The sequence below is a fragment of the Neisseria shayeganii genome, from assembly GCF_014054965.1.
GTDB classification, from domain to species: domain Bacteria; phylum Pseudomonadota; class Gammaproteobacteria; order Burkholderiales; family Neisseriaceae; genus Eikenella; species Eikenella shayeganii.
This window is the reverse complement of sequence record NZ_CP059567.1, coordinates 952660-978137: the sequence shown is the minus strand read 5'-3', so window position 1 is coordinate 978137 and position 25478 is coordinate 952660. Positions and strand designations below refer to the sequence as shown.

Genomic DNA, 25478 nt, shown 5'->3' with positions numbered 1-25478 from the left:
ATCGGCTTATTGATCAGATTTTTCTTCTTTTTTTCCGGCTTTTTCTTCTTTGGCCAGTTTCTTGTCCATCATTTGCTCAAACTCGCGCATGCACTGTTCGGCAACGGCCAGCATTTTGTCGATTTCTTTTTTGGTCATCACCAAGGGGGGCGCGGCCACCATATGGTCGCCGCAGGCGCGCATGATGAGGTTGTTTTTGAAGAAAATGTCGCGGCACATCAGGCCGGTTTCGCCGGTATTGGGGAACAGCTCGCGCGTGGCTTTGTCTTTCACCAGAGTGAAGCCGCAAATCAAACCTTCGCTGCGGATGTCGTCCACGTATTTGAATTGGCTGAAGGTTTCTTCCCAGCGTTTTTTCATGTACGGGCCGGTTTCGTTTTTCACCTGATCAACAATGCCTTCGTCTTGCAGGATTTCCAGGTTTTTCTTGGCCACGGCGGCCGCCACGGGGTGGCCGGAGTAGGTAAAGCCGTGGTTGAACTCGCCGCCGGCTTTCAGGCCTTCGGCCACTTTGTCGTTCACCAGCACCGCGCCGATGGGCAGGTAGCCGGAAGACAGGCCTTTGGCAGTGGTAAAGATATCCGGTTTGAAGCCCATGGTTTCATGGCCGAACCAGTTGCCTGTGCGGCCGAAACCGCAGATCACTTCGTCGGCCACCAAAAGAATGTCGTGCTTGCGGCAGATTTCTTCGATGCGCGGCCAGTAGGTTTTCGGCGGGATGATCACGCCGCCGGCACCTTGAATCGGCTCGCCGACGAAAGCCGCAATCTTGTCGGCGCCGATTTCTTCGATTTTCTCTTCCAGCCAATTGGCGGCGCGCAGGCCGAATTCTTCCGGGGTTTCGCCGTCTTTGGCCAAGCCGTAATACCAAGGCTGCTCAATGTGCACCACATTCGGAATCGGCAAATCGCCTTGGTTGTGCATGCCTTTCATGCCGCCCAGGCTGGCGCCGCCGATGGTGGAGCCGTGGTAGCCGTTCCAACGGCCGATGATCACTTTTTTCTGCGGCTTGCCCACCGACGCCCAGTAGTGGCGCACCATGCGCATCATGGTGTCTACCGATTCGGAGCCGGAACCGGTGTAGAACACGTGGTTGAAGCCGGACGGCGCGATGTCGGTGATGGTGGAAGACAATTCCACTACTGCGGGGTGGGTGGTTTTGAAGAAGGTGTTGTAGAACGGCAGCTCCTTCATCTGTTTTTTGGCCACTTTGGCCAGCTCTTTGCGGCCGTAGCCGATGTTCACGCACCACAGGCCGGCCATGCCGTCGAGGATTTCGTTGCCCTCGTCGTCATACACATAAATGCCTTTGGCCTTCACCATCACGCGCACGCCTTCGCGTGCCAGAGCGGCGTTGTCGGAGAAGGGGTGGAGGTGGTGTTTGCCGTCTTGGCGGCTGTAGTCTTGTTTGCTCATGCTTTACTCCTTTGAAAAATAAAGGTTATCAACAAAATAATCGGGATCATATCGCCCGAATGGAAATATTATAGCCAATGGCCGTCCGGTTCGGAAAACGGCGGCTCGAAAACCGGTTTACGATTTCATTGAAATCATGACGATGGGGTTCGGGCCGACATCCGCAGCCGCCAGCCGGAAGGCATCACTCAACACTGCGGCGCAGCAGCCATACCGAACCGACCACCAACAACATGCCGCCAACGGTCAAGATGCCGATGGGTGTGCCGAACACCCAATAATCCAGCAGTAAGGTACACACCGGCACCAAATACAACACGGCATTCACCCGGCTCACCGCGCCCTGCGATAGAAAAACAGCAGCAGCGCCCCCACCGACACCAAGCCGCCCATCCAAGCCAAAGCGCCGACAAAAGGCCAGCTCCATTGCACTTGCCAGCCTTGATGCCATACTGCCAGCAAGTACACCGGCAAGGCAAGGGCGTATTGCAAAGCGGTCAGCGGCAGCAGGTGGCCGTCGAGCCGTTTCTGCACCATCGAACCGAGGCTGAACGAGAGCATGGCCGCCACCGCAAACAGCAGCCCCAAGCCGTTGACGCTGCCCAAATCCTTGGCGCCGTACACGGCCAGCACCACGCCGGCGAAGCCAGCAACCAAGCAGAGCATACCGGTTAAACTGCGGACATCGCGCAGTAACAGCGCGGTGGCCAGCGGCTGCAAAGCCAATACAATCGTCACCAAGCCCGGCGAAAGATGATGGCGGATGCTCAGAAAATAACAGCTGATGTACACCACTTGGATCAAAAACCCGCACAGCAAGAGCCACGGCCATTGGCCGGCTGCCACTTTCAGCGGCGGGCGCAGCCAGGCGATGGCCAAACCGAGCAAGGCCAGCGCCACGGCCATCCGCAACAGCAAGAACGACCAGACATCGGCATATTGCAGACCGACCTTGGTGGCGATGGCGCCAATGCTCCAGAAAGCCAGAAACAGCAAAGGGGCGTAGGTTTTCAACTGCATCACAAAACTTTCCGTTTGGTTTGCGTCTGCCGTTTCAGGTAGCCTCACCGGCTACCTGAAAGCCGTTTGTTTTGACACTTAAACGTGCAGCAGCAGGTATTTGCGCTCCCACGGGCTGATGACGCGGAAGTATTCGGCCACTTCTTTCTCTTTCAAGCCGATGTACATTTCCACAAAACGTTTGCCCAATACCTCGTGAATCGGCTCGCAAGTGCGCAGGCGCTCGATGGATTCTTCCACCGTGGTGGGGAATTGGTAAGGCAGCTCATAGGCGTTGGAGAAATTCGGCGCGCTGGGCTGCAGTTTTTCCTTGATGCCCAAATAGCCGCAGGCCAGCGAACAGGCCACCGCCAGATAGGGATTGACGTCCACGCCGGGCAGGCGATTTTCCACACGGCGGCCTTGCGGCGAGGAGCGCGGCACGCGCAAACCCACGGTGCGGTTGTCGTAGCCCCACTCCACATTGGTGGGAGCAGCGGTGTAGCGGGTGAGGCGGCGGAAAGAGTTCACATACGGCGCAAAAATCGGCATGGTTTCGGGCAGGTATTTTTGCAGGCCGCCGATGAAGTGGAAAAACAGCTCGGACGGCGAACCGTCTTCCTGGTTGCTGAAGGCGTTTTTGCCGCTTTCGATGTGGGTCAGGCTTTGGTGCACGTGCATGGCGCTGCCGGGCTCGCCTTCCAAGGGTTTGGCCATGAAGGTGGCGTACATATTGTGGTGGAAGGCCGCCTCGCGCACGGTGCGCTTGAAGAGAAATACTTGGTCGCACAAATCCATGGCGTTGCCGTGCAGGAAATTGATTTCCATTTGCGCCGGGCCCAGCTCGTGAATCAGGGTGTCCACTTCCAGATTCTGCTTGTCGCAGTAATCGTAAATTTCTTCAAACAGGGGATCGAATTCGTTGACCGCGTCAATGGCGTAGGAACGGCGGCCGAACTCTTTGCGGCCGGTGCGGCCGATGGGCGGCACCAGGGGAATATCGGGGTCGGGGTTTTGCGCCACCAGATAAAATTCCATTTCCGGCGCAATCACCGGCGCCAGGCCGATGTTTTCATACAACTTGAGCACGCGGCGCAGCACATTGCGTGGCGAAGTTTCCACTGGCAGGCCTTCGGGGGTGAAGCAGTCGAAAATCAGGCTGGCGGTGGGGTCTTGCGCCCAGGGCACATGACGGATGGTGCTGGGGTCGGGGCGCAGTTCCATATCGGGGTCGGTCAGATCCAGCATGTCGTCGCTGGGGAAATCGCCGGTAACGGTTTGGATCAGCACCACTTCGGGCAGGCGCATTTCCGGCTCCGATAAGAATTTGTCTTTGGGAATAATCTTGCCGCGGGCCACGCCGGTGATGTCGGGCAGAATACATTCCACTTCGGTGATGTGATTGTCTTTCAGCCACTGTTCGATATCTGGGTTTAGCATAATGGGGTCATCCTCGTTTCTGGTGGTTTCGTTTGTCGTTGGAATGGGTGCAGCTGAAGGCTGCATTAACAGGCTACCTGAAGGAGAAACCGGCTTTCAGGCAGCCTGAATCGGGTGTTTGCGGGCAGGTTCAACGGATGGTTTCCGCAGCCGGCCCATGATAGGCAGTAAGCCGCTTAGCCGGGGGCGGCCACGCAGATGCTGCCCCGGCCGCCCTGTTCGATTTCAATCAAATAGCGTCCGCGGTCATTCTTTCGCGCACCGTGCAGTTCCAAAAACAGATTGGCTTGGCCGGTATCGCCGTCCAAACGCGACTCCATACGTTGGGTGATGTCGTCATTGCCTTTGTAGAGCCGCACACGGATATCGCCTTGGATCATCACAACCCACAGGCCATCTTGCGCATCAACACTAAACGGAAAGCGCTCGTCTTTTTGTATCTGCCGCGGTTGGCATTCGTAAGGATCGCTCTGTCCGTCGGCGGCGGCGATGGCGGGGGCGGACAAGGCCAGGCTGGCGCTCAGTAAAACCATGGATTTGAGGTAAGACATCGTATTCTCCTTCAAATGGTACCGAAAACAGCTGCCGAACGGATGTCGGCAAAGACTTCACACACGCTGTTGCAAATCAGGCTACCTGAAACCGTGTTGCCGATGGTTTTCAGGTAGCCTGTGCTCAGAATTTGCCTGCCCGGTAGGCTTCGCAGGCTTCTTTGAAAGCCTTGAAGAGGGCAACGGAGGCCGGTTTTTCGTTGAACAGCCATTCGGGGTGCCATTGCACGGCATAGCCGAAATGGCGGGCGGCGTCGATGCGGAAGGCTTCCACGATGCCGTCGGGCGCCAGCGCCTCTACGGAGAGGCCGCGGCCCAAATCTTTGATGCCCTGCTGGTGCAAGGAATTAATAGTGATGGTGTCGGCGCCGTCCAGCCATTGCTTAAGCAGGCTATCAGCCTGCAAATGGGCCTCGTGGGCGTCGGCATAGAGGGTGGGGATGTCGCCTTCGGGCGGCTCGCGGTGGTCCATCTTGCCCGGCAGTTCCTGGATGTGCTGATGCAAGGTGCCGCCGAATGCGACGTTGATTTCCTGAAAACCGCGGCACACGCCGAAGAGAGGCATGCCCATGTCGATCACGGTTTGGATCAGCGGCAGCGTGGTGGCATCGCGGGCGGGGTCGTGCAGGGTGCCTTCGCGAGCGGGCGGTTCGCCGTAGTGGTGCGGCTCGACGTTGGAGAGCGAACCGGTAAGAAACAGGCCGTCCAGCAGCGGCAGGAAACGGGCCAATACGCTTTGGTCGCCCAAGGCAGGCAAAATCATCACGTCGCCCACTGCGGTTTGCACGGCGTGCACATATTTGTCGCCGACCGAATGGAACGGCCATTGCCCCTGGTATTTGATGTCGGCCGGAATGCCGATAACGGGACGGGTCATGAAACAGGCTCCTTTGTCGATTTTGGCATGGTTTTTATCAGGCGGGCGCTACTATCCCATGCGGCAGAAAAATTGGCAAGTGCCCGTATATCGGGGCATACGGGCTACCTGAAAGATTTTTGAGCCGCTTTCTGAGCATTTATTTGCTTAAGGGCTTGAGGCGAAAGACTTGGTGCTCTGCAGCAACGGTTTGCAGAAAATCTACGTTGGGATGCTTGCCCGGATGGGCCTGTGCATCAGCGGTGTGCTCGGCAAACCAGAGCAGGCCCTGCGCGGCGGCTTCGGCATCCAAGCGGCCGTTGAAACGCTGACAGAGGGCGTAATACAGTTTGAGCGAACCGAGCTTGCCTTCTACGGCGGGGATGTGGTGCACGGTATGGCCGGCGGCGTCTTCAATATCCAAGCCGGCTAGGTGGGCGATGTCGGGAAAAGTGGCGAGGTGGTCTTGAAAATTCATGGCGGGTCTTTCGAAATCAGAACGGAGGCAACATGGCAAGGATGCTGATGTTGCTGTGAGAGACGGAAAAAGGGGGTGTCGGCGGCGCGACTGAGGTCGGTGAGCAGGAAAAACGCGGTGCGCACAGGCGTCTAAAACAAGGGCATGGCGGCGCTGCGGAGTATGCACCAGCAGTTGGCAGCGTCTTTGCCAGCCGTGTTGGGTTTGCCGGTATTCGAACACATTGCCTTGAAGGGCAAAGCGGTAGCGGATGCGGCCGAAATAGCCGCAGAAAATCAGGCTGCCGTTTTCCAATGTGGCAAAATACGGCGTAGTCAGCGCGGCGGCGGCCGGCTCCGCTGCATACAGCAAGGCCAGCGACAAAAACCATGCCGACCACGGGCTGCCCGTAAGCAGCCAGATCGCGGTCAAACAATATAATAAAACGGCCGCCACAACCCAGCGGCGGTAGCGGAAACCGTAAGCAGATGCGGCAAGCATGGCGCCAGGCTACCTGAAAAGAAAGGCCGCAGAAATATTAGGCTTCTTCATCGCCGTAATACTTCACGCCGATTTTAATCGGCGCCCTGCCCTGTGATTTGCGGTGGTGGTTGGTATCGCGCAGGGAATAGGCGCAGCCGCAGTATTCCTGCTGGTAGAAATGCTCGCGTTTGCTGATTTCGATCATGCGCGCGCTGCCGCCGCCTTTGCGCCAGTTGTATTCCCAATAGGTGAGGCCAGGGTATTTTTCGGCCGCACGCACGCCGCATTCGTTGATTTGGTTCATGTTTTTCCAGCGCGAAATACCCAGCGAGCTGGTGATCACCGGAAAGCCGTGTTCGTGGGCATACAGCGCGGTGCGTTCGAAGCGCATGTCGAAACACATGGTGCAGCGGCGGCCGCGTTCGGGGTCCATCTCCATGCCGCGTGCCCGCTCGAACCAGTTGTCCACATCGTAATCGGCGTCGATAAACGGAATACCATGCTTTTCGGCAAAGGCGATGTTTTCGTTTTTGCGGATTTCGTATTCTTTTTTGGGGTGGATATTGGGGTTGTAGAAGTAGATGGTGAAATCGATGCCCGAGGCGAGCATGGCTTCCATCACTTCGCCGCTGCAGGGGGCACAGCAGGAATGCAGCAGCACTTTCTTTTCGCCGCCGGGCGGGGTAAGCACCGGGCGCTCGATGGGGGTGGTGTTCGGTTTGTCTTGGCTCATGATGTGTGTAAAGAAGTATAGAGTGGACAACAGGCTACCTGAAAACCGTCATCCGCCTTTCAGGTAGCCTGTTTAGCAGGAAATTAGGCCAAGCCTTTCTTTTCCAAATAGCTTTCGTAATCGCCCAGATAATGTTCGTAGCCGCCGTTGCCGTCCAGCTCAATCACTTGGGTGGCAAGGGAGGACACAAACTGGCGGTCGTGCGAAACGAAAATCAGCGTGCCTTTGTATTTTTCCAAAGCCATATTCAGCGACTCGATGCTTTCCATGTCCATATGGTTGGTGGGTTCATCCATGATCAGCACATTGGGCTTGAGCAGCAGCAGTTTGCCGTACAGCATGCGCCCTTTTTCGCCGCCGGAGAGCACTTTCACCTGCTTCACCACATCGCTGCCACCAAACAGCAGGCGGCCGAGCGTGCCGCGGATCACTTGTTCGTCGTCGCCTTCCTGGCCCCATTGGCGCATCCATTCGGTGAGGTCCATCGCCACGTCGAAATCGTTTTCGTGGTCTTGCGGATAATAGCCGACGCTGGCTTTTTCCGCCCATTTGATGCTGCCGGCATCGGGGGTGATGCCTTCGGCGTATTCGGCTTTATAGGCGCCGGCCAACAGCTTCAAGAGCGTGGATTTGCCCGCGCCGTTGGGGCCGATGATGGCCAGGCGCTCGCCGGCTTCCAAAATAAAGCTGAGTTTTTCAAACAATTTTTTGTCGAAGGATTTGGCCAAACCTTCCACTTCCACCGCCTGACGGTGCAGCTTGGATTTTTCGTCCATTTCAAAACGGATATAGGGGTTTTGGCGGGTGGAGGGCTTCACTTCCACCATCTCGGCTTTGATCTTGTCGGCCTGTTTCAGGCGGCTGGTGGCCTGGCGGGCCTTGGATTTGTTGGCCGAGAAGCGGGCCACGAATTCCTGCAGCTCCTGCAGTTTTTCTTTGGCTTTGGCGTTGTCTTTCATGGTGCGTTCGCGAGCCTGAGCCGAGGCCAGCATGTAGTCGTCGTAATTGCCGGGGTAGATGGTGATGGTGTTGTAGTCCAAATCCGCCATGTGGTTGCACACTTCGTTGAGGAAGTGGCGGTCGTGCGAGATGATGATCATGGTGGAGTCGTATTGGTTGAGCACGCCTTCCAGCCAGCGGATGGTGTTGATGTCCAAGTTGTTGGTGGGCTCGTCCAACAGCAGCACATCGGGCTTGGAAAACAGCGCCTGCGCCAGCAGCACGCGCAGTTTGAAGCCGGGCGCGACTTCGCTCATGGTGGCGTTGTGCAGCGATTCGTCGATGCCCACTCCGCTTAAGAGCTCGGCGGCGCGCGCTTCGGCGGTGTAGCCGTCGTATTCGGCAAATTTGGCTTCCAATTCGGCCGCCTGCATGTAGTCGTCTTCGGTGGCCTCGGGATTGGCGTAAATGGCGTCGCGTTCGGTCATCGCCGCCCACATTTCGGTGTGCCCCATCATCACCACGTCGAGCACGCGCATGTCTTCGTAGGCGAACTGGTCTTGGCGCAGCTTGCCCAAACGCACGCCGTGTTCGATGGCCACTTCGCCGCCGGTTTGCTCCAAATCGCCGCCGAGGATTTTCATAAACGTCGATTTGCCCGAGCCGTTGGCGCCGATCAGGCCGTAGCGGTTGCCTTCGCCGAACTTCACGGACACGTTTTCAAACAGCGGCTTGGCGCCGAACTGCATGGTAATGTTGTTGGTGCTGATCACAATATTTCTTTCAAAACAAAATGGTAAACAAAGCGGGGGATTTTATCACAAGCGCAGGAAAACAACACGGATATCGGCTATAATGCGCCGCTTTCCATTTTGTCGAACCCGTTGAAGAATATGTCTTTACCCAAACTGAGCACCAAAGAAATCGCCGGGCTGAAACAGCGCGCCCACCATTTGCACGCCGTGGTGATGGTGGGCCAAAACGGCCTCACCGATGCCGTGGTCCGCGAAACCGATGCCAATCTCACCGCCCACGAGCTGATTAAGGTTCAGGTAGCCGGCGACGACCGCCAGGAGCGCATTGCCGTGGCCGAAGCCCTGTGCGAAGCCGTTGACGCCCTGCTGGTGCAGCACATCGGCAAACAGCTGGTGTTGTGGCGTCCGAAACCGGAAGAGGTGTAAAACCCGTTTTCCGCTGTGCAAAAAACCTGTCTTGACCGCGATACGGGCCAAGACAGGTTTTTTGTTGGCGCATCCGAAGCGGCGCTAATCTGCCGTGCGCCCGTGAAACATTTCTACCCAGCCGCTTTCGAAAAAGCCCTGCAAAATGGCCTGTGCCGCCACTTGGTCGAGCACCGGCTTTTGTTTGCGTCCGCGCAGGCCGGCTTCGGCCAGCAGGCTTTCGGCATACAGCGAAGTCAGCCGTTCGTCCACCCAATACACCGGCAGGCCGAAACGGCCGTGCAGGCGGCGGCCGAATTTGCGTGCCAGGCGGGTGAGTTCGTGTTCGCTGCCGTCGGTATGCAGCGGCAGCCCGACCACCAGCTGCACCGGCTGCCATTGCGCCACCAGCTTGGCGATGGCGGCGAACTTCACTTCGTTGCCCTCCCCCGCTACCGTCGCCAGCGGGTGGGCGATACCGATTTCGGCATCGCCTTGTGCCACGCCGATGCGGGTTTCGCCGAAATCGAAAGCCAGCGTGGTGCCGTGCATCGGTTTAAGCATGGCCGCCGGCCCCCAGCTGCTCGGGCACGATGTTCAAGAGCTTGATGGCGGCGTCGTAGCGCGCTTCGTGCGGCAGGTCGAACACAATGTCCAAATCCGCCGGCACGGTGAGCCAGCTGTTGTCGGCCAGTTCCTGCTCCAGCTGCCCGGGGCTCCAACCGGAATAGCCCATAAACAGCAGCGCTTTATGCACCTGCGCTTCGTCTTCCAGATGGGCCAGAATGTCGTCGGAAGAAGTCAGCGCGATATCGTTGTTCACCGCCAAACTGCTTTTCCAACTGCCGGCCGGCGTGTGCAGCAGAAAGCCGCGGTCGGTCTGCACCGGCCCGCCCACCAACACATAACCTTCGGCGAAATACGGCGGCACGCGGTGCTGCATCGATTCGAGCACCTTCCGCACCGGTAGCGGCGAAGGTTTGTTGATCACCACGCCGGTGGCGCCTTCGTCGGAATAATCGCAAACATACACCACGCTACCTGAAAAAAACGGATCGCGCATATCGGGCATGGCAATGAGGAAGTGGTTGCTCAGATTCATGTTCGGCTTTCTTGCAGACACAATAAACAGCATGATACCCGAATCGGGCGGAAGGTTTCAGGTAGCCTCAGGCGCGGCCTGTGCTGCCGAAGCCGCCTTCGCCGCGTTGGCTGGCGGCAAATTCGTCTACCACCTGAAACGAAGCCTGCAACACCGGCACGATCACCATCTGCGCAATCCGCGCCATCGGCTCCACCACAAACGGCTCCGAGCTGCGGTTCCACAGCGACACTTTCAACTCGCCCTGATAATCGGAGTCGATCAAGCCTACCAGATTGCCCAGCACGATGCCGTTTTTGTGGCCGAGGCCGGAGCGCGGCAGCAGCATGGCGGCGTAATTGGGGTCGGCCAGATGCATGGCAATGCCGGTGGGCACCAGAAGCGTGCCGCCCGGCGGCAGGGTAACGGCTTCGTCCAAGCAGGCGCGCAAGTCCAGGCCGGCCGAGCCGGGGGTGGCGTATGCCGGCAGTGCGTTTTGCATTTGGGGATGGAGGATTTTCAGTTCGACAACGGGGTTCATGGATGTCCTTTAACGGTGTAGTGTTGATGTGAAGGGCACGGCAACAGGCTACCTGAAAGCAGGCCGCGCGGCTTTCTGCTAAGCGAAAACCCGGCACTATTTGCGCAATAGGCGCAAGGCATTGGCGGAGACCAACAGCGAGCTGAGGCTCATGCCCAAGGCAGCCACAAAAGGCGTCACATAGCCGAAGGCGGCCAGCGGCACGGCAATCAGGTTGTAGGCGGTGGCCCACCACAGGTTCTCGCGGATGATGCGGCGGGTGCGGCGGGCAGCGGCGGTGAGTTCGGGCAAAATGCGCATATCGCTGTTGATCAGCAGCACGTCTGCGCCTTCGCGCGCCACATCCGCCCCCTCGGCCACCGCTACCGACACATCGGCCTGCGCCAGCACCGGCGCGTCGTTGATGCCGTCGCCCACCATCAGCACGCAGCGGCCTTTTGCCTGCAAATCCTGCACATAAACCAGTTTGTCTTCGGGCGCGGCTTCGGCGCGCAAGGCGTCCAAGCCGAGCCGCCGGGCCACGCTCTGCACCGCCGCTTCGCGGTCGCCGCTGAGCAGATGCAGGCGCAAACCCTGTGCGTGCAGGGCGGCCACCATATCGGCCACGCCGTTTTTGATTTGGTCCTGCAGCAGGAAAACGGCGGCGAAACCGCGGCGGTGGCCCAAATAAACCGCGGTGCCGGCGTATTCGGTGTGCAGGCTTTCAGGTAGCCTGCCGGCGATTTCGGCCACATAGGCCAAACGGCCGATGCGCCATTCTTCCTGCCCGTCGCCGTCGAACACCGCCGCCATGCCGTGGCCGACGCGGTTGAGGGTTTGCCGCGGCTGCAGGCTACCTGAAACGCCGGCCGCCGGCAGCGCCATCAGGGCCTGCGCCACCGGGTGTTCCGACTGCCGCTCCAAAGCCTGTGCCATCGCCACCGCCTGTTCGCGGCTGACGCCCTCGGCCAGCAAAATGTCTTCCACCGCCAAGCGGCCTTCGGTGAGGGTGCCGGTTTTATCCAGCACTACGGTGTCCACCTTGGCCAGCGTTTCCAAACTGTGGCCGCGGCCGATCAGCACGCCCTCGCCCGCCAAACGGCCGGTGCTGGCTGCCAGCGCCGCCGGCGTGGCCAGCGACAAAGCGCACGGACAGGTCACCACCAGCAGCGACACCGTAATCCACCAAGCCGTTTCAAAATCCGCCAGATACAGCCACACACCGAACACCACAGCGCTCAGCAGCAGCAGCCCCAACACAAAAGAAGAAGCATGGCGGTCGGCCAGCTCTACCATGCGCGGTTTTTCCGCCAAAGCGCGGTCGAGCAGGCGCACGATGTGGCCCAAACGGGTGCCCGAACCGGTTTCCGACACCCGCACCACCAGCGGGCTGCCAATATTTAAAGTGCCGGCGGTGACGGCTGAACCGGCATATTTCGCCACCGGCAGACTCTCACCGGTGAGGATGGCCTCATTCACCTCGCTCTCGCCGGACAACACCTCGCCGTCCACCGGCACCACTTCGCCGGCTTTCACCAACACCACCTCGCCGCTCTGCAGCCGCGCCACCACCGCTTCTTCCATCTGTGCGGTATCGGGATAAGCGGGCAGGCGGTGGCAGAATGCCGGCACCAGTTTCACCAAACGCTCGGCGGCATCGCCTGCTTTGCGCCGCGCCATCTGTTCCAAATAGCGGCCGCCCAGCAACAGAAACACAAACATCGACACCGAATCGAAATAAATACCGCGCTCGTAGCCCAGCACCAGCGCCACAAAACTGGCGCCGAATGCCGCCGAGATGGCCAGCGCCACCGGCGTATCCATGCCTAAGCGGCGGTTTTTGATGTCGCGCCAAGCGCCTTTGAAAAACGGCACCGCCGAATAAAACATCACCGGCAGGGTGAGAATCATATTGGCCCAATGCAGTATCCACAAAAACCACGGCTCGATTTCGCCGCCGTAGAGATACACCGGAATGATGTACATCATCACCTGCATCATCGCCAAACCGGCCACCCACAAGCGGGTCAGCGCCTGCCGCCGTTCCGCTTGCGCCTGCACTTCCAGCTTGTTGGCATCGTAAGGTGCGGCCTCGTAGCCGGTGCGGCGCACGCACAGCAGAATGTCCGACAAAGCCACGCGGCTGTTGTCCCAAGCCACCCGCGCGCGCAAGGTGCTGTAATTGACTTCAGCCCGCAGCACGCCGTCCAAGCGCAACAGCTGCTGCTCGATCAGCCACACACAAGCGGCACAAGTCACCCCACCCAACATTAACACCGCCTCGCGCTCGTGCTCGGAAAGGGTTTCCACAAACTCGGCCTGCACATCGGGCAGATCGTACAGTTTGAGCTGTTCCAACACATCCGGCGGCGGCAGGGCGGCACGCTCGGCATCGGCCGTGCGGCGGTGGTAATAGCTGCCCAAGCCGGCAGCGATAATGCTCTCGGCCACCGCTTGGCAGCCGGCGCAGCAGGTGGGGTGGGTTTCCCCTTCGAAAACCACCGGCAAATCCACCGAGGCGGGCACATCCAAGCCGCAATGGAAGCAGGTGGGGGAAGCATGTTCGGTTTGGTTTTTCATAGCGGGCGGATTATAGCCGATGGACGGCTTGTGCGCTGGCCGTCGGCACAGGGCATTCCGCACACTGCTCGGCAGGACAAATGGCAACTCCGTCGGCTTTCAGGTAGCCTCAAGCAGCGCTTTCCGTTACCATTCCACCGTAACAGGCTACCTGAAAGCCTTTTCCGAACCCATAGAAAGGACCCGATATGTCATTCGGCCAACTCAGCCCCAAACTGTTTGTTGCCCCGCAAGTCGGCCGTGCCGAAATCGAAGCCGCCGCCGCGCAGGGCATCCGCACCCTCATCTGCAACCGCCCCGAAGGCGAAGAACCCGGCCAACCCTCTACTGAGCAGCTGCGCCAGTGGGCCGCCGAAGCCGGCATCGAGCACTTTATCCATCAGCCGGTGGTGGCGCCGCAAATCCAATTAAGCGATGCGAAAACCTTCGCCGAAGCCGTGGCCCAAAGCCACAGCCCCGTATTGGCTTTCTGCCGCACCGGTACCCGTAGCTCGATTCTGTGGGCGCTGGCCGAAGCCGCCGCAGGCGCCGACCCGCAACAATTGCTGCAAACCGCCGCTGCCGCCGGTATTGATCTGAGTGCCGCCCTGCCGCATCTGGAAGCCGCGCGCCCATAAAAAAACAGGCAAACAAATGCAAGCGGCCGGCCGCCGGAACATCCGGCAGCCGGCTCTGAAAAAACCAATAACAATAAGCAACCATCTGAATCATCAGGAGACACGCATGGAGACGGCTGTGAAAGCACCTTATGTCGCCCGCGAGGCCGATGCCGATGGCTTCATCCGCTATAGCAAAGAGGAGAATCAGGTGTGGCAGGACTTGATGGCGCAACAGCAACCGGCGCTACCCGGCCGCGCCTGCCAGGCATACATGGACGGCTTGGCCAAGCTGAAACTGCCTCGGGACAGAATTCCCCAGCTGGCTGAGATAGATGCGGTGTTACAGGAGACCACCGGCTGGCGCACGGCAGCCGTACCGGCACTGATTTCGTTCAGCCGTTTTTTCGATCTCTTGGCTAACAAAGCTTTTCCGGTGGCCACATTCATCCGCAGGCAGGAGGATTTCCAATACATTCAGGAGCCGGATATTTTCCACGAAATCGTCGGCCACTGCCCCCTGCTCACCCACCCCGCCTTTGCTGCCTTCAACGAAACCTACGGCAAACTCGGCCTGGCGGCCTCTAAAGAAGAGCGGGTGTTTTTGGCCCGCCTGTATTGGTTTACCGTGGAATTCGGCTTGGTCGGCGGCCAGGCAGACGAGCGGCGCATTTACGGCGGCGGTATTTTGAGTTCGCCGGCAGAAACCCGCTATGCGCTGAGTGATGCGCCCGAACACCGGCCATTCAATATAGCCGACGTACTGCGCACCCCTTACCGCATCGACCGCATCCAACCGATTTATTACGTCATCGACAATATGAACAGCCTGTTCGAGATTGCCGATACCGACATCATGTCCGAGGTGCGCCGCGCCATGCAAAAAGGCCTGTTCGCCCCGCACCCGAGTTTGAACGAAACCGGTAAAAACCAAAAGGAGACCCTATGAGCACAGAATTGGCCCAACAACGCTGCGAGGCCTGCCGGGCAGACGCGCCCAAAGTCAGCGATGCCGAATTGTCCGAATTGATGCGCCTGATCCCGGACTGGCAAGCTGTGGTCATCGACGGCGTTTTGCAGCTGAAGCGAGTGTTTGGCTTCAAAAACTTCAAGCAAGCCATGGCTTTCAGCAACCGATTGGCCGATTTAGCCGAAACCGAAGGCCACCACCCAGGCATTTTTACCGAATGGGGTAAAGTCACCGTTACTTGGTGGTCACACAGCATCCAAGGTTTGCACCGTAATGATTTCATCATGGCCGCCAAAACCGATGCCCTGTTGATGGAATAAACAAGAAACCAACTGATTTTCATATATTTAATGCAATATTCGGGTTTCGATGTGCTCTTTTATCGGAAAGCACACATCGAAACCCGAATCTTTGTCTAGCTCTTCTCTCAGCCACCCCTTCGGGCAAACTGTTTAGCAATGGCTTCTTTCAAGCCGTTGTTGCGTATGCTTTTCCGCTTGACCGCTTGCTTCAAGCCTTCCGGATCTCCCGCATACACAAAGGTTTCCTTGGCTCGGGTAACCGCAGTGTAAAGCAGGCTGCGGTCAAACAAAGCACCCGATTGCGCCGAATGCCCCTGCGGTGGCAGCAACCAAACCTCCCGATATTCAGAACCTTGGCTTTTGTGCACCGTCATTGCGAATGCGGTTTCACAAAGCGGCAAACGGCTGAGTGCAATCGGACGGTATCCTGCAGCATGTGGGAAAAAAGCAACCAACCGGCCTTCATGCGGCAAAACGATACCGATGTCGCCGTTGAAAACATTGACGGCATAATCGTTTTCTACCGCCATCAAAACCTGGCCGGCAAACCAGCCGTCTTGACCGGCTTTGCCCGCTTTTGCCAATAAACGGCGGTAGACCTGATTGAAGGCCTCCGCATCAGAACGCAACGCAGCCAAAACCACACAGCGCTGTTGCTCGATCAAGCAAGCAGCCGGATCACCCGACGAAACGGCTTGCCAATACGTTTGCTGCTGCCGGAAAAAAGCCCGGGCCAATTCCGGTAAAGACGAAGTCTGCCAAAACAGATCCTTCTCGAAATGTGAAAAAGCCGCCACCGCGCATTCAGCCGAGCCGGCCACAACCGCTTGTGCCAACGCACCCACGCCTTTTTCCGGGTTGAAGCGGTGACTGCGCGTCAACTTGGCCACATGGGCAGACAAGGGAGGCGGCTCATCACTGACGGCAAACGGCATATTTTCAGGTAGCCAAGCAGACACAATTTCACTCTGCCGAGGCGTCAGACACGTTGACTGCGCCAAAGCCGGCAGCAATGCGCCCATGCCCACCGGAGGCAATTGGTTCTCATCTCCCAGCAAAATCAAGCGGCCGCCGTCCGGCACAGCCCGCAAAATTTTCAACAGCAGCGCGAAATCGAGCATAGAGGCTTCGTCCACAACCAAGATGTCGTAAGGCAAGGGCTGCTGCGCATCATATTTTGCCGTCGAATCCAAAGGATTCAAGCGCAGGAGCCGGTGGACGGTTTGCCCCTCTAAAGCCGCCAGATGTGTGTAAACAGGGGCTGACAAAGAAAATGTGCCGAGTGCCCCATGCACGGAGCGCGTCATGTGGGCAGCGGCCTTACCGGTGGGCGCGGCCAAAGCAATACGCGGCAAGCGTTCTTCCTCGCCGCACAGCAAAGCCAATAATTTCGCCACCGTAGTGGTTTTGCCTGTTCCCGGCCCGCCGCTGATCAAAATAAAAGGCTGCAACAAGGCCAAAGCCGCAGCGGCTTTTTGTTCTTGTGATGCCCGGCCGGGAAACCAAGCCTCCAGCTGCCGCCGAATGTACCCGTCATCAGGTAGCCTGACCGATAAGCCGGACAATCGGTAAAGCTGCTCGGCAATTTCCTGCTCCCAGGCAAACACCCTAGCACTGTATAAACGATTCCCTTGCAAAACCAGCGGGCTAGCTGACGAACCGTCACCCACAATCGGCTCGGCTTGCCTTAATGCCGCAGCCTGCGCTTTACCGACAACAATAAAACTGTGGCCCGCCTCTTGGGCATGCAGCAAGGCATCCAAATAAGGCTCAATCGTCTCGGCTGCCGTTGGGGCGTATTTTCGGAAAGTCGCCATGATGGCCGAAGCGGCAGGATGGCCGGACAAAGAGTTGTGAGCAGAAGACATCATGAATAAGGCCTGAGTAATGCTGATCGCAGATCAGATCGGATCATAAACAATACCGGCCATGCTTTCTAGATGATTCATTTCTTCATACCACTCGGCACGAATGTCCACCTCCCATTCTGCCTGACATTGCAGTTGGAATACTTTTTTCCTGCCATCGGATACTGGTTCGGATGCGGAGAGCTGAGCTGAAACTTCGGAGCAGCTTGCAGGCAAAACCGCCGCCGGAGAAGCCATCACCTGCTCTTTGCCGGAAAAAACAGAAAAACCCAGCAAAAGCATGCCACTCAATATCAACAGGCGAATGCGATACATTTCTTTACTCCATCTATTCAAATTAAGATTTACCTAAAATTTACTAAGAAAAAATAAAGATATCAAGTCAGATTTTCTAAAGATTTAATCAAGATATTGCTTTTTATGAAATAAAAAATTAAAATCAGCCCAAGATTCAGATACAACACAGACATATTTTGAGGTATTCGCTATGAAAAACTTTAAAGACAGGCTGCTTTTCCTGTGGGGTGCGCACACCACGCCCTCAAAAATTGCGGCAGACATCGGCATGACTTTGGCCGGCTTCAGCCGTATTTGGAAGGAGGATGGCCTGCCCAAAGCAGAAACCCTTCTGAAAATTAAAGAATTGAAGCACTGCTCTCTGGATTGGCTGCTGACCGGAGAAGGCGATGCTTTCGCAAGCGGCAATGCGGTGCAAACCGTGAGCGACACACTGGCTAATCAGTATGACATTGAAGATTTTGTCTTCATCCCCCAATACGACATTCAAGCCGCAGCGGGCCACGGCCGTTTGGTGGGCGACGAAGCGGCTGTTGGAGCCCTCCCTTTTCAGCGCCACACCATCGAGCGCCTGATGAAAACCGATGCCTCGCAGCTGGCCGTCATCACGGTTAAAGGCGACTCTATGGAAGGGGTGCTCAATGATGGCGATCTGATTTTGGTAAATCTGCGCGAAACCACGCCTCGAGACGGCCTGTATGTGCTGCGGATCAACGAGAACCTATTGGTCAAACGCTTGCAACTGGTACCCGGCGGCGTGGTGAATGTGATTTCGGCCAACGAATCTTATCCTGCTTTCCAAATTCATCTGCATCAGACGGAAGACGATTTTGCCGTCATCGGCAAAGTGGAATGGTTTAGCAGACAAATTTAAAACCACTCGCGCTTAAAACTTAAAAATGGCATAGGGTTTCAGGTAGCCTTTGAGTACGATGCAAATCCGGTTGACGGGACCGGAAACAGGTTTGTTTCCGGCTTTGTCAGCATCGGTTAAAGCCGTTACAATGCCGCCTTTCCGTATCAACCTTTTCTTTCAATCTACCCATCATGTTTGAAATCGTCGAAAAAAACCGCACTGCCGCCCAAATTTTACTCGGTTTAATCGCCGTAGCTTTCGTGGGCTTTGGTGTGGGCACTTTGGCTGCGCCCGGCAGCGACTACATTGCCAAAGTAGGCGATGTCAAAATCAATACTTTTCAAGTCAACGAGCTGGCTCGTGCCGCCCGCAGCAGCGGCACGCCGCTTGACGAGCAGGCTGTTTACCAAACCTTGGTTCAGCAGGCGTATTTGGAGGCCGGCGCCCGAGCAGCCAATGTGGGCGAGCCTTCTTTGGAACATATTCAGCAGGAATTGGTGAAAGACCCGCAGTTTCAGATAGACGGCCAATTCAGTAAAGCCGCTTTCGAAAACTATCTACGTCAGCGTGGATTGAACGAAGACCAGTTCATTGAAGAAATGCGCAATCAATACCGCCGCCAAACCATGTTCAGCCTGCTGGCCGGCGGCAATATCGTGAGCGATATTCAAGCCAAAAGGCTGCTTGCCGTCATGGACGGTGAACGCAGCCTGCGCAGCGTGGCGTTCGAGGCCAAGTCATTTGCCGGCCAAGTGCCGGCGAGCGATGATCTGCTACAAAAATATTTCGATGCCCACAAAGCAGACTATGCTTTGCCTTTAGCGGTAAAACTAGAATATGTCGAACTGAGCGTGGAAGAGTTGGCCAAACAACAAAGTGTCACGGCAGAAGAATTGCAACAGGCTTATCAGAATATGGCTGTGCCGAGCGGACAGGAAAAGCCGGACTTTGCAGCCGCCAAAGCAGGTTTGGAAGCCGAATTGCGCAACCGGAAAGCTTCGCAAAGCCTGATTACCGAACGCGAAAAATTGTCGCAATTGGCATTCGAGCATCCCAACAGCCTGCAAAAAGTGGCTGAACAAATGAAGCTGCCGCTGCAAAAACACGAAACTTGGCTCAGCCGTTCAGAAGCGGAAGCCAGCCAACTGCCGGCACCGGTATTGGAGGCGATGTTTGGTGACGACGTGGTGGTGCGCCGCCATAATTCCGACGTTTTGGACATGGGCAACGGCGTGTTGCGCGTATTGCGGGCCAGCGATGTGAGCCAAGCGCGCGAACAAACCTTTGAAGAAGCCAAAGCCGCAGTGCGCCAAGACTATATCGCCGTCGAGAGCGCCAAACTTGCCCAGGCCGCCGCTGCGGCAGCTTTGGAAAAAGCCAACAGCGGCAACCACGCCGGCTTGTCTTGGTCTGGCGTGGAGAAGATTGGTTCGCCGCAGCTGCAGCAAAACTTAGGCATGGACAACTTCTCGGCCATTCTGAAAGCCCGTCCGCAAAACGGCAAGCCGGCCTACACCGTGATCAAGCTACCGCAAGCCTCCTTATTGGTTGAGGTACAGGCGGTCGAACTGCCTGCCGACAGCGACGCCAAACTGGCGCAGATGCGTGAGTTGGCCGGCCAACGCACCGCCGAATCGTTCTATGCGCTCTATATGCAGTATTTGGAAAAGCGTTTTCCCTTGCAAAGCGGCGCACAAAAATTAAACAGCGAAGCAGCCAATTAAAAGAAACATACCGCAACAGGCTACCTGAAACCGATTCAGGTAGCCTGTTTTTTCTTGTGAAGCGGTAGTGCAATCCATAAACATCATAAGACTTTTTCCTCATCTGCAGCGTATGTCCGCATTGAGACCTTTGCAAAACCGCCAGATGTGGATGCAGTTCAAGGCGTAGCAGCGCAACAAGCGTGAACGCTAGGCTTTAAACGCATGCACATCTGTTTTTTTACAAAGGTCTCTTTATCTGAAGAAACAGCAGACCAATGACAACTTTTGGTTCCTATCTTCCGGGTCTTGGGTTTAGCCGGCGCGGCTCACAGCCGTGTCAGGCGGATACCCTCAGCCATGAAAGTGGATAACGGTTAGCGTTCGGTCACCGATTTCACCACCAAACGCACCTTTTCACCTTCCATTCGTTGCGACAACCAAGCCGATAAGCGTTGGTTTTCCTTTTCCGACAACGGCTCCGGCAGCAACATCCAAACAAAAACGGCCTGCTCCGCCTCTTGAACCTCCGGTGCACTGGCTGCTACGGCATCGGAAGCGGCAGTTGTCTGCTCGGCCTCCTCCCACATCACGCCGCGGCCGACCGCCAATTGTCTGACTTCCGGATATTGCGCCCGGATCTCTTTTAAAACGGCGGCTTCATTCTGGCTCTGCTCGTTCAAACTGGTTTGCAGAGTATGGATGTAGTCGGCCTGTTGTTTGAGCTGGTCTTGCAGACGCAGCGAATCGTTCTGGCTGGCTTCGATTTCCTTACGCACCGCATCCAGATTGCCCGAATCGCCGCCCGCATACACCACCTGCACTTGCGGTTCGCGAATACCCGCCGCTTCCAGCTTTTGGTGCAGGCGTTGGCTGATTTGCTCAGCATTGCCCACACCGTTGATGATGAGGCGCACCAGTTTTTGGCGGTCGTCGGTGTGGCTGCGCAGCACAAAAAAGCCTTCCTCCTGCTGGGCCGCTTTCACCACCGAGGCCACATTGGTATTGAAAATTTCTTTTTGCACCAAACGCATGGCCAGATAGCTGCTGGGCAGCATCACCGCCACCACCACCAGCAAAATCACCGCCCGGTGCACCCGGCGGGTGGACTCGGTAACCAAGCCGCGGCGCGGTAATTTCAGCAGACGAGAAAAAATCAAGGTGGCAAAGGCGATGAACACACAGTTGATCGCGAACAGATAAAAAGCGCCGAAAAAATACCCCCAATTGCCGTGCGCCAAGCCGAAACCGGCGGTACACAAGGGCGGCATGAGCGCGGTGGCAATGGCCACTCCGGGAATCACGTTACCGCCATCCTTGCGCGTGATGGCCACGATGCCGGCACTGCCGCCGAAAAACGCAATCAGCACGTCCCACAGGGTTGGCTGGGTGCGGGCCAGCAACTCACTTTGCGCCTGTTCCAGCGGCGTAATCAAAAAATACAGCGTGGCCGTCAGCAGGCTGATGAGGATAAACACCATCATATTGCGCGCCGCCAAACGGATCAGACGGACATCGCCTACCGCCGCGCCATAGCCCATGCCCACAATCGGGCCCATCAGGGGCGAAATCAACATGGCGCCGATGATGACGGCGGTACTGTTCACATTCAGGCCGATGCTGGCAATCGCAATCGCAAACATCAATACCCACAAATTGGTGCCGGAAACGCGCACATTATTGCGGATGGCCGCATCCACCTTATCGGCATGGGCTTGGTCGTGATGCAGGCTGAACAGCTCATGCAGGGGGGAAGGCGGAGCAACTTCTTTTTCTTTTTCAGATGTGGTGTTCATGGTTTATGCTCTTTGTGATGGTGAAGTATTTGGGTCAGCCGGCGGTTTCAGGTAGCCTGCAGCCGCTGGTATCATGCGGCCTGATCGGCTCGGGCAACAGGCTACCTGAAACGCACACCAAACCACCCGGATTGGCCGGCGGAAAAAGCGCGACATTATGCCCGTTTTCCGGCGGAATAAAAGCCCCCTGCCCCGACCATTTTTCAATTCCTTACCGAGTGATGACCCGCCATGACACAGCCTCCTCCTCCCTGCCCATTGTGCCACCCCGCCAAGGAAACCCTGCTTTGGCAAACCCCGAAACTGCGCGTGATCGCAGTAAACGACGAGCCCGGCGTGCCCGCCTTCTGCCGCGTGATCTGGCAGGAGCACATTGCCGAAATGACCGACCTGCTCCCGGCCGAACGTCAGGAGCTGATGGAGGCCGTATTCAAAGTGGAAGCCGGGATGCGCCATATTCTGCGCCCCAGCAAAATCAATCTGGCCAGCCTGGGCAATATGGTGCCGCACCTGCATTGGCACATCATCGCCCGCTTTGAAGACGACGCCCACTTTCCCGCGCCGATTTGGGCCGCCCCCAAACATACGCGCACACACCCGCTGCCCGACGGCTGGCAGCAAAAACTGGCCGCCTATCTGCGCGGGCAGATGTCGAACGGTTAAATTGTTTCAATCGCCTTAGCAAAACAGGCAGAAAACTGGTATGGTTGGCCGCCGGCTTCCGCCTGCACCGCAAGCCGAGACCTTTGCTCCCCGATCTGAATGCCCTTCAAGGCGCAGTAACACAATAAGCCTGTACGCCGGGAATCCCTGCGGAAAAGACAGATCACATACCCGGCCAGACAAGCCAACGACACCCATGCAAACAGGCGCCGCACATAAAGTTTTTGCAAAAGTCTCAGGCCACCTGAAACCCCAGCTTTACCGAGAACCCGATTCATGCAGACACACAACCCTTCCCGCCGCCACTTTCTGCAAACCTCCGCCGCGGTGGCCAGCGCCGGTATCCTACAGGCTTGCGGCACCAGCGCCGCCCCTTCCTCCTCCGGCAACACTGTCCGCCCTGTGCTGCCCGCCGGCCGACCCGCTGCCGGCCGCGGCAGCGGAGAAGACAAGACCTTGCGCGTGGTGGCCACGTCGGGTTTTGCCCCCCGACCCGATCAAGCCGAACGCGGCTTGCGCCGCCTGTATGATGCCGGTTTCGTCATCACCAACCAACACGCCGTATCGCGCCGTTACCAACGCTTTGCCGGCAGTGATGCCGAAAGAATTGCCGACTTCCAAGAAGTGGCCACCGGCCGCGTGGCCACCCCGAAAGTATTGATGGGCCTGCGCGGCGGCTACGGCGCCGTACGCCTGCTGCCGCACATCGATTGGGCTTCCTTGGGCAGCCGCATGCGCGAACACGGCACCCTGTTTTTCGGCTTCAGCGACGTTTGCGCCGCCCAATTGGCGCTGCTCGCCCGCGGCAACTGCCCCAGCTTTGCCGGCCCCATGCTGTATAGCGAATTCGGTAAAATCCAACCAACGGCCTACACCATGCAGTCGTTTATCGACGGCAGCACGCGCAGCCAGCACACCATTGACGTCTATGCGGTACAGGCGCAGGATTTCCGTCCGCTGCAAGGCACTTTATGGGGCGGCAATCTCAGCGTGATCGCTTCTTTGGTCGGCACCCCTTATCTGCCCGATATCGCAGGCGGCATTCTGTTTTTGGAAGACGTGAGCGAACAGCCCTACCGCATCGAACGTATGCTGCAAACCCTGTATCTGGCCGGCATTCTGAAAAAACAGCAGGCCGTGGTGTTGGGCGACTTCCGCATGGGCAATATCCGCGACGTTTACGACAGCAGCTACGATTTCTCTTCCGTCATCCACACCATGCGCCGCGTCACCGGCATTCCGATTCTCACCGGTTTCCCTTTCGGACACGTGGCCAACAAAGCCACCTTCCCGCTCGGCGCCCACACCGAAATCCGCCCCAACGCCAGCGGCGGCTACCGGGCGGTGTTCAGTGCCTATCCCACCCTGAATCCGGCCGCCTTAAACCTCGCCAGCCTCATCACCCCGATCACCGCCGCGCCCGTGGTCGGCGATGACGGCGGCGGCGAATCCGAATAAACAACCGATAAACCCGCCCTACCCGCACCGGCGCAACAGGCTACCTGAAAAGCCGAAATGCAGACTGAGATCAGCCCTCAGCCGCCGGACAAACGGTTTTGCCATTTTTTACCGCCCGATACTTGATTGCTGTTGCGCCTTTGCCTTAAAGTGCGCTGCCCCGGCCGGCCGTTTCGGGCCGCACGCACCCCATTCCGCCTACATCCGTTATTTGGAAAACAAACAAGATGTCCCAACAAACCTTCAAAAAAATCGCCCTCTACACCTTGGGCACCTTCACCGGCATCGCCGTGAGCCTGAGCGTACAAAGCTTTGCCGAAAGCCGCGGCAGCAAACAGGCCCTGCCGGTGGACTCGCTGCGCACCATGGCCGAAGTGTACGGCCAGATCAAAGCCAACTATTACGAAAACAAAAACGACGACGAAATTCTCGAAGGCGCCCTCAAAGGCATGGTGTCGAATCTCGACCCGCATTCCGAATACATGACGGTAAAAGACTACGCCGACCTGCAGGAGTCCACCAAAGGCGAATTCGGCGGTTTGGGCATGGAAATCGGCTCGGAAGACGGCTTCATCAAAGTGGTGTCGCCGATTGAAGACACCCCGGCCGAGCGGGCCGGTATCCGCAGCGGCGACTACATCATCAAAATCGACGAAGACTCCACCCGCGGCATGAGCGTCACCGACGCGGTCAAGCGCATGCGCGGCGAGCCGGACACCAAAATCACCCTCACGCTGACCCGCAAAGACGAAGCCAAACCCATCGTGGTGCACCTTACCCGCGCCATCATCAAAGTGCGCAGCGTGCGCCACCACCTGATCGAGCCGGGCTATGGCTATGTGCGCATCAGCCAGTTCCAAGAGCGCACCGTGCCGGCGCTGGCCGATGCGGTAAAAGCCCTGCGCCGCCAAAACGACGCCCCGCTCAAAGGCGTGATTCTGGATTTGCGTGACGATCCGGGCGGCCTGTTGAACGGCGCGGTGGGCGTGTCCGCCGTCTTTCTGCAGCCCGGCCAGCCAGTGGTGAGCACCAAAGGCCGCGACGGCCGTGCCAGCATGAGCCTGAAGGCCCAACCGCAAGACTACCGCGTGGGCGCCGGCAACGACCCGCTGGCCGACTTGCCGCCCGAGCTGAAAAACATCCCGCTCACCGTGCTGATCAATTCCGGCTCCGCTTCGGCTTCCGAAATCGTGGCCGGTGCCCTGCAAGACCACAAACGCGCGGTGATTGTCGGCACCCAAAGTTTCGGCAAAGGCTCGGTGCAAACCGTGATGCCACTCTCCAACGGCGGCGCCATCAAGCTGACCACCCAGCTCTACTACACGCCGAACGACCGCTCCATCCAAGCGCAAGGCATCGTGCCCGATGTGGAAGTGGCCGATAAAAACCGCCGCTACGAAAGCCGCGAAGCCGATCTCTCCGGCCACATCGGCAACCCCAAAGGCGGCAACGAAGTGAAAGGCCGCGCCCTGCAGCATCAGGCAGACCCGGCCGAAGCAGCAGAAAGCAAAGCCGCTTCCGAAGCCGAGAACGGCAAAAATGAAGAAGAAGCGCTGTCTTCCCGCCACATTCCGAATCCGGAAAAAGACGACCAGCTGCGCCGCGCGCTGGAACTGGTGAAATCGCCCCAGCAATGGCAGGCCTCACTCGGCCAGGCCGCCCGCCAGCCGGCCAAAGCCGAAAGCAGCAAATAAGCGTTTTGATACACCGCAAAAAGCACAACAGGCTACCTGAAACCTTCAGGTAGCCTGTTT

The 25478-nt window shown here is 57.6% G+C and carries 25 protein-coding genes; 9 read left to right on the top strand and 16 right to left on the bottom strand.

Features of this window, described 5'->3' with window-relative positions; translation table 11 throughout:
• Positions 1-6 precede the first annotated feature (6 nt).
• The 9 genes from H3L94_RS04760 to H3L94_RS04720 all read right to left on the bottom strand — a co-directional run bounded on the left by H3L94_RS04760 (position 7) and on the right by H3L94_RS04720 (position 8647).
• Positions 7-1416, bottom strand: coding sequence for an aspartate aminotransferase family protein (locus tag H3L94_RS04760; RefSeq protein WP_182122880.1), 1410 nt, complete (start codon positions 1414-1416; stop codon positions 7-9).
• 184 nt (positions 1417-1600) lie between these two features.
• Complete coding sequence (locus H3L94_RS04755; protein ID WP_182122879.1) at positions 1601-1744, bottom strand: hypothetical protein; 144 nt, start codon at positions 1742-1744, stop codon at positions 1601-1603.
• Between the two features lie 5 nt (positions 1745-1749).
• Positions 1750-2436, bottom strand: a complete 687-nt coding sequence (locus tag H3L94_RS04750; RefSeq protein ID WP_182122878.1) for a DMT family transporter — start codon at positions 2434-2436, stop codon at positions 1750-1752.
• A 78-nt stretch (positions 2437-2514) separates the two neighbouring features.
• Positions 2515-3855: a glutamine synthetase family protein gene (locus tag H3L94_RS04745; RefSeq protein WP_182122877.1), complete on the bottom strand. Its 1341-nt coding sequence runs from the start codon at positions 3853-3855 to the stop codon at positions 2515-2517.
• Positions 3856-4031: 176 nt separating this feature from the next.
• The gene (locus H3L94_RS04740; RefSeq protein ID WP_182122876.1) at positions 4032-4406 is read right to left on the bottom strand and encodes a hypothetical protein; all 375 of its coding nucleotides are present in this window, start codon (positions 4404-4406) and stop codon (positions 4032-4034) included.
• Between the two features lie 124 nt (positions 4407-4530).
• On the bottom strand, positions 4531-5283 hold the full coding sequence (locus tag H3L94_RS04735; protein WP_182122875.1) for a gamma-glutamyl-gamma-aminobutyrate hydrolase family protein: 753 nt from the start codon (positions 5281-5283) through the stop codon (positions 4531-4533).
• 139 nt (positions 5284-5422) lie between these two features.
• The gene (locus H3L94_RS04730; RefSeq protein ID WP_182123103.1) at positions 5423-5740 is read right to left on the bottom strand and encodes a DUF2322 family protein; all 318 of its coding nucleotides are present in this window, start codon (positions 5738-5740) and stop codon (positions 5423-5425) included.
• 517 nt (positions 5741-6257) lie between these two features.
• On the bottom strand, positions 6258-6935 hold the full coding sequence (locus tag H3L94_RS04725) for an epoxyqueuosine reductase QueH (RefSeq protein ID WP_182123102.1): 678 nt from the start codon (positions 6933-6935) through the stop codon (positions 6258-6260).
• An 83-nt stretch (positions 6936-7018) separates the two neighbouring features.
• The gene (locus H3L94_RS04720; RefSeq protein WP_182122874.1) at positions 7019-8647 is read right to left on the bottom strand and encodes an ABC-F family ATPase; all 1629 of its coding nucleotides are present in this window, start codon (positions 8645-8647) and stop codon (positions 7019-7021) included.
• 120 nt (positions 8648-8767) lie between these two features.
• Here H3L94_RS04720 and yhbY point away from each other — a divergent pair, with 120 nt between their 5' ends.
• The gene (gene yhbY / locus H3L94_RS04715; RefSeq protein WP_182122873.1) at positions 8768-9055 is read left to right on the top strand and encodes a ribosome assembly RNA-binding protein YhbY; all 288 of its coding nucleotides are present in this window, start codon (positions 8768-8770) and stop codon (positions 9053-9055) included.
• An 84-nt stretch (positions 9056-9139) separates the two neighbouring features.
• On the opposite strand, the gene ruvX is transcribed toward yhbY, so the two are convergent.
• From ruvX to H3L94_RS04695, 4 genes are all read right to left on the bottom strand, one after another.
• Entirely contained in the window at positions 9140-9598 is a 459-nt protein-coding gene (gene ruvX, locus H3L94_RS04710) for a Holliday junction resolvase RuvX (protein ID WP_182122872.1), read from the bottom strand.
• Positions 9591-10136 (bottom strand): YqgE/AlgH family protein, encoded by a 546-nt coding sequence (locus tag H3L94_RS04705; RefSeq protein ID WP_182122871.1) that lies wholly within the window; start codon positions 10134-10136, stop codon positions 9591-9593. The genes ruvX and H3L94_RS04705 overlap by 8 nt, the downstream gene beginning before the upstream one ends.
• Positions 10137-10203: 67 nt before the next feature.
• Positions 10204-10656: a dUTP diphosphatase gene (gene dut / locus H3L94_RS04700; RefSeq protein ID WP_182122870.1), complete on the bottom strand. Its 453-nt coding sequence runs from the start codon at positions 10654-10656 to the stop codon at positions 10204-10206.
• Positions 10657-10752: 96 nt separating this feature from the next.
• Positions 10753-13215: a heavy metal translocating P-type ATPase gene (locus H3L94_RS04695; RefSeq protein ID WP_182122869.1), complete on the bottom strand. Its 2463-nt coding sequence runs from the start codon at positions 13213-13215 to the stop codon at positions 10753-10755.
• A gap of 188 nt (positions 13216-13403) precedes the next feature.
• On the opposite strand from H3L94_RS04695, the gene H3L94_RS04690 reads away from it, so the two are divergent.
• From H3L94_RS04690 to H3L94_RS04680, 3 genes are all read left to right on the top strand, one after another.
• Positions 13404-13832 carry a TIGR01244 family sulfur transferase gene (locus H3L94_RS04690; protein ID WP_182122868.1) on the top strand — a complete coding sequence of 143 codons (429 nt, stop codon included), beginning with the start codon at positions 13404-13406 and terminating at the stop codon, positions 13830-13832.
• Between the two features lie 106 nt (positions 13833-13938).
• The gene (gene phhA / locus H3L94_RS04685) at positions 13939-14760 is read left to right on the top strand and encodes a phenylalanine 4-monooxygenase (protein WP_182122867.1); all 822 of its coding nucleotides are present in this window, start codon (positions 13939-13941) and stop codon (positions 14758-14760) included.
• Positions 14757-15101, top strand: coding sequence for a 4a-hydroxytetrahydrobiopterin dehydratase (locus tag H3L94_RS04680; RefSeq protein WP_009117947.1), 345 nt, complete (start codon positions 14757-14759; stop codon positions 15099-15101). The genes phhA and H3L94_RS04680 overlap by 4 nt, the downstream gene beginning before the upstream one ends.
• A gap of 107 nt (positions 15102-15208) precedes the next feature.
• On the opposite strand, the gene recD is transcribed toward H3L94_RS04680, so the two are convergent.
• Entirely contained in the window at positions 15209-16954 is a 1746-nt protein-coding gene (gene recD / locus H3L94_RS04675) for an exodeoxyribonuclease V subunit alpha (RefSeq protein WP_182122866.1), read from the bottom strand.
• A gap of 30 nt (positions 16955-16984) precedes the next feature.
• A complete protein-coding gene (locus H3L94_RS04670; protein ID WP_182122865.1) occupies positions 16985-17266 on the bottom strand; it encodes a hypothetical protein in 282 nt (93 codons plus the stop codon).
• Positions 17267-17438: 172 nt separating this feature from the next.
• Between H3L94_RS04670 and H3L94_RS04665 the strand changes: the two genes are divergently transcribed.
• Complete coding sequence (locus tag H3L94_RS04665) at positions 17439-18122, top strand: S24 family peptidase (protein ID WP_182122864.1); 684 nt, start codon at positions 17439-17441, stop codon at positions 18120-18122.
• 173 nt (positions 18123-18295) lie between these two features.
• On the top strand, positions 18296-19828 hold the full coding sequence (locus tag H3L94_RS04660) for a SurA N-terminal domain-containing protein (RefSeq protein WP_182122863.1): 1533 nt from the start codon (positions 18296-18298) through the stop codon (positions 19826-19828).
• A gap of 356 nt (positions 19829-20184) precedes the next feature.
• Here H3L94_RS04660 and H3L94_RS04655 read toward each other — a convergent pair whose 3' ends face one another.
• The gene (locus tag H3L94_RS04655; RefSeq protein ID WP_182122862.1) at positions 20185-21603 is read right to left on the bottom strand and encodes a DUF389 domain-containing protein; all 1419 of its coding nucleotides are present in this window, start codon (positions 21601-21603) and stop codon (positions 20185-20187) included.
• A 231-nt stretch (positions 21604-21834) separates the two neighbouring features.
• Between H3L94_RS04655 and H3L94_RS04650 the strand changes: the two genes are divergently transcribed.
• From H3L94_RS04650 to H3L94_RS04640, 3 genes are all read left to right on the top strand, one after another.
• Positions 21835-22266: an HIT family protein gene (locus H3L94_RS04650; RefSeq protein WP_182122861.1), complete on the top strand. Its 432-nt coding sequence runs from the start codon at positions 21835-21837 to the stop codon at positions 22264-22266.
• Positions 22267-22542: 276 nt separating this feature from the next.
• Complete coding sequence (locus H3L94_RS04645) at positions 22543-23724, top strand: LD-carboxypeptidase (protein ID WP_182122860.1); 1182 nt, start codon at positions 22543-22545, stop codon at positions 23722-23724.
• A 227-nt stretch (positions 23725-23951) separates the two neighbouring features.
• Positions 23952-25418 carry a S41 family peptidase gene (locus H3L94_RS04640; protein ID WP_182122859.1) on the top strand — a complete coding sequence of 489 codons (1467 nt, stop codon included), beginning with the start codon at positions 23952-23954 and terminating at the stop codon, positions 25416-25418.
• Positions 25419-25478 lie beyond the last annotated feature (60 nt).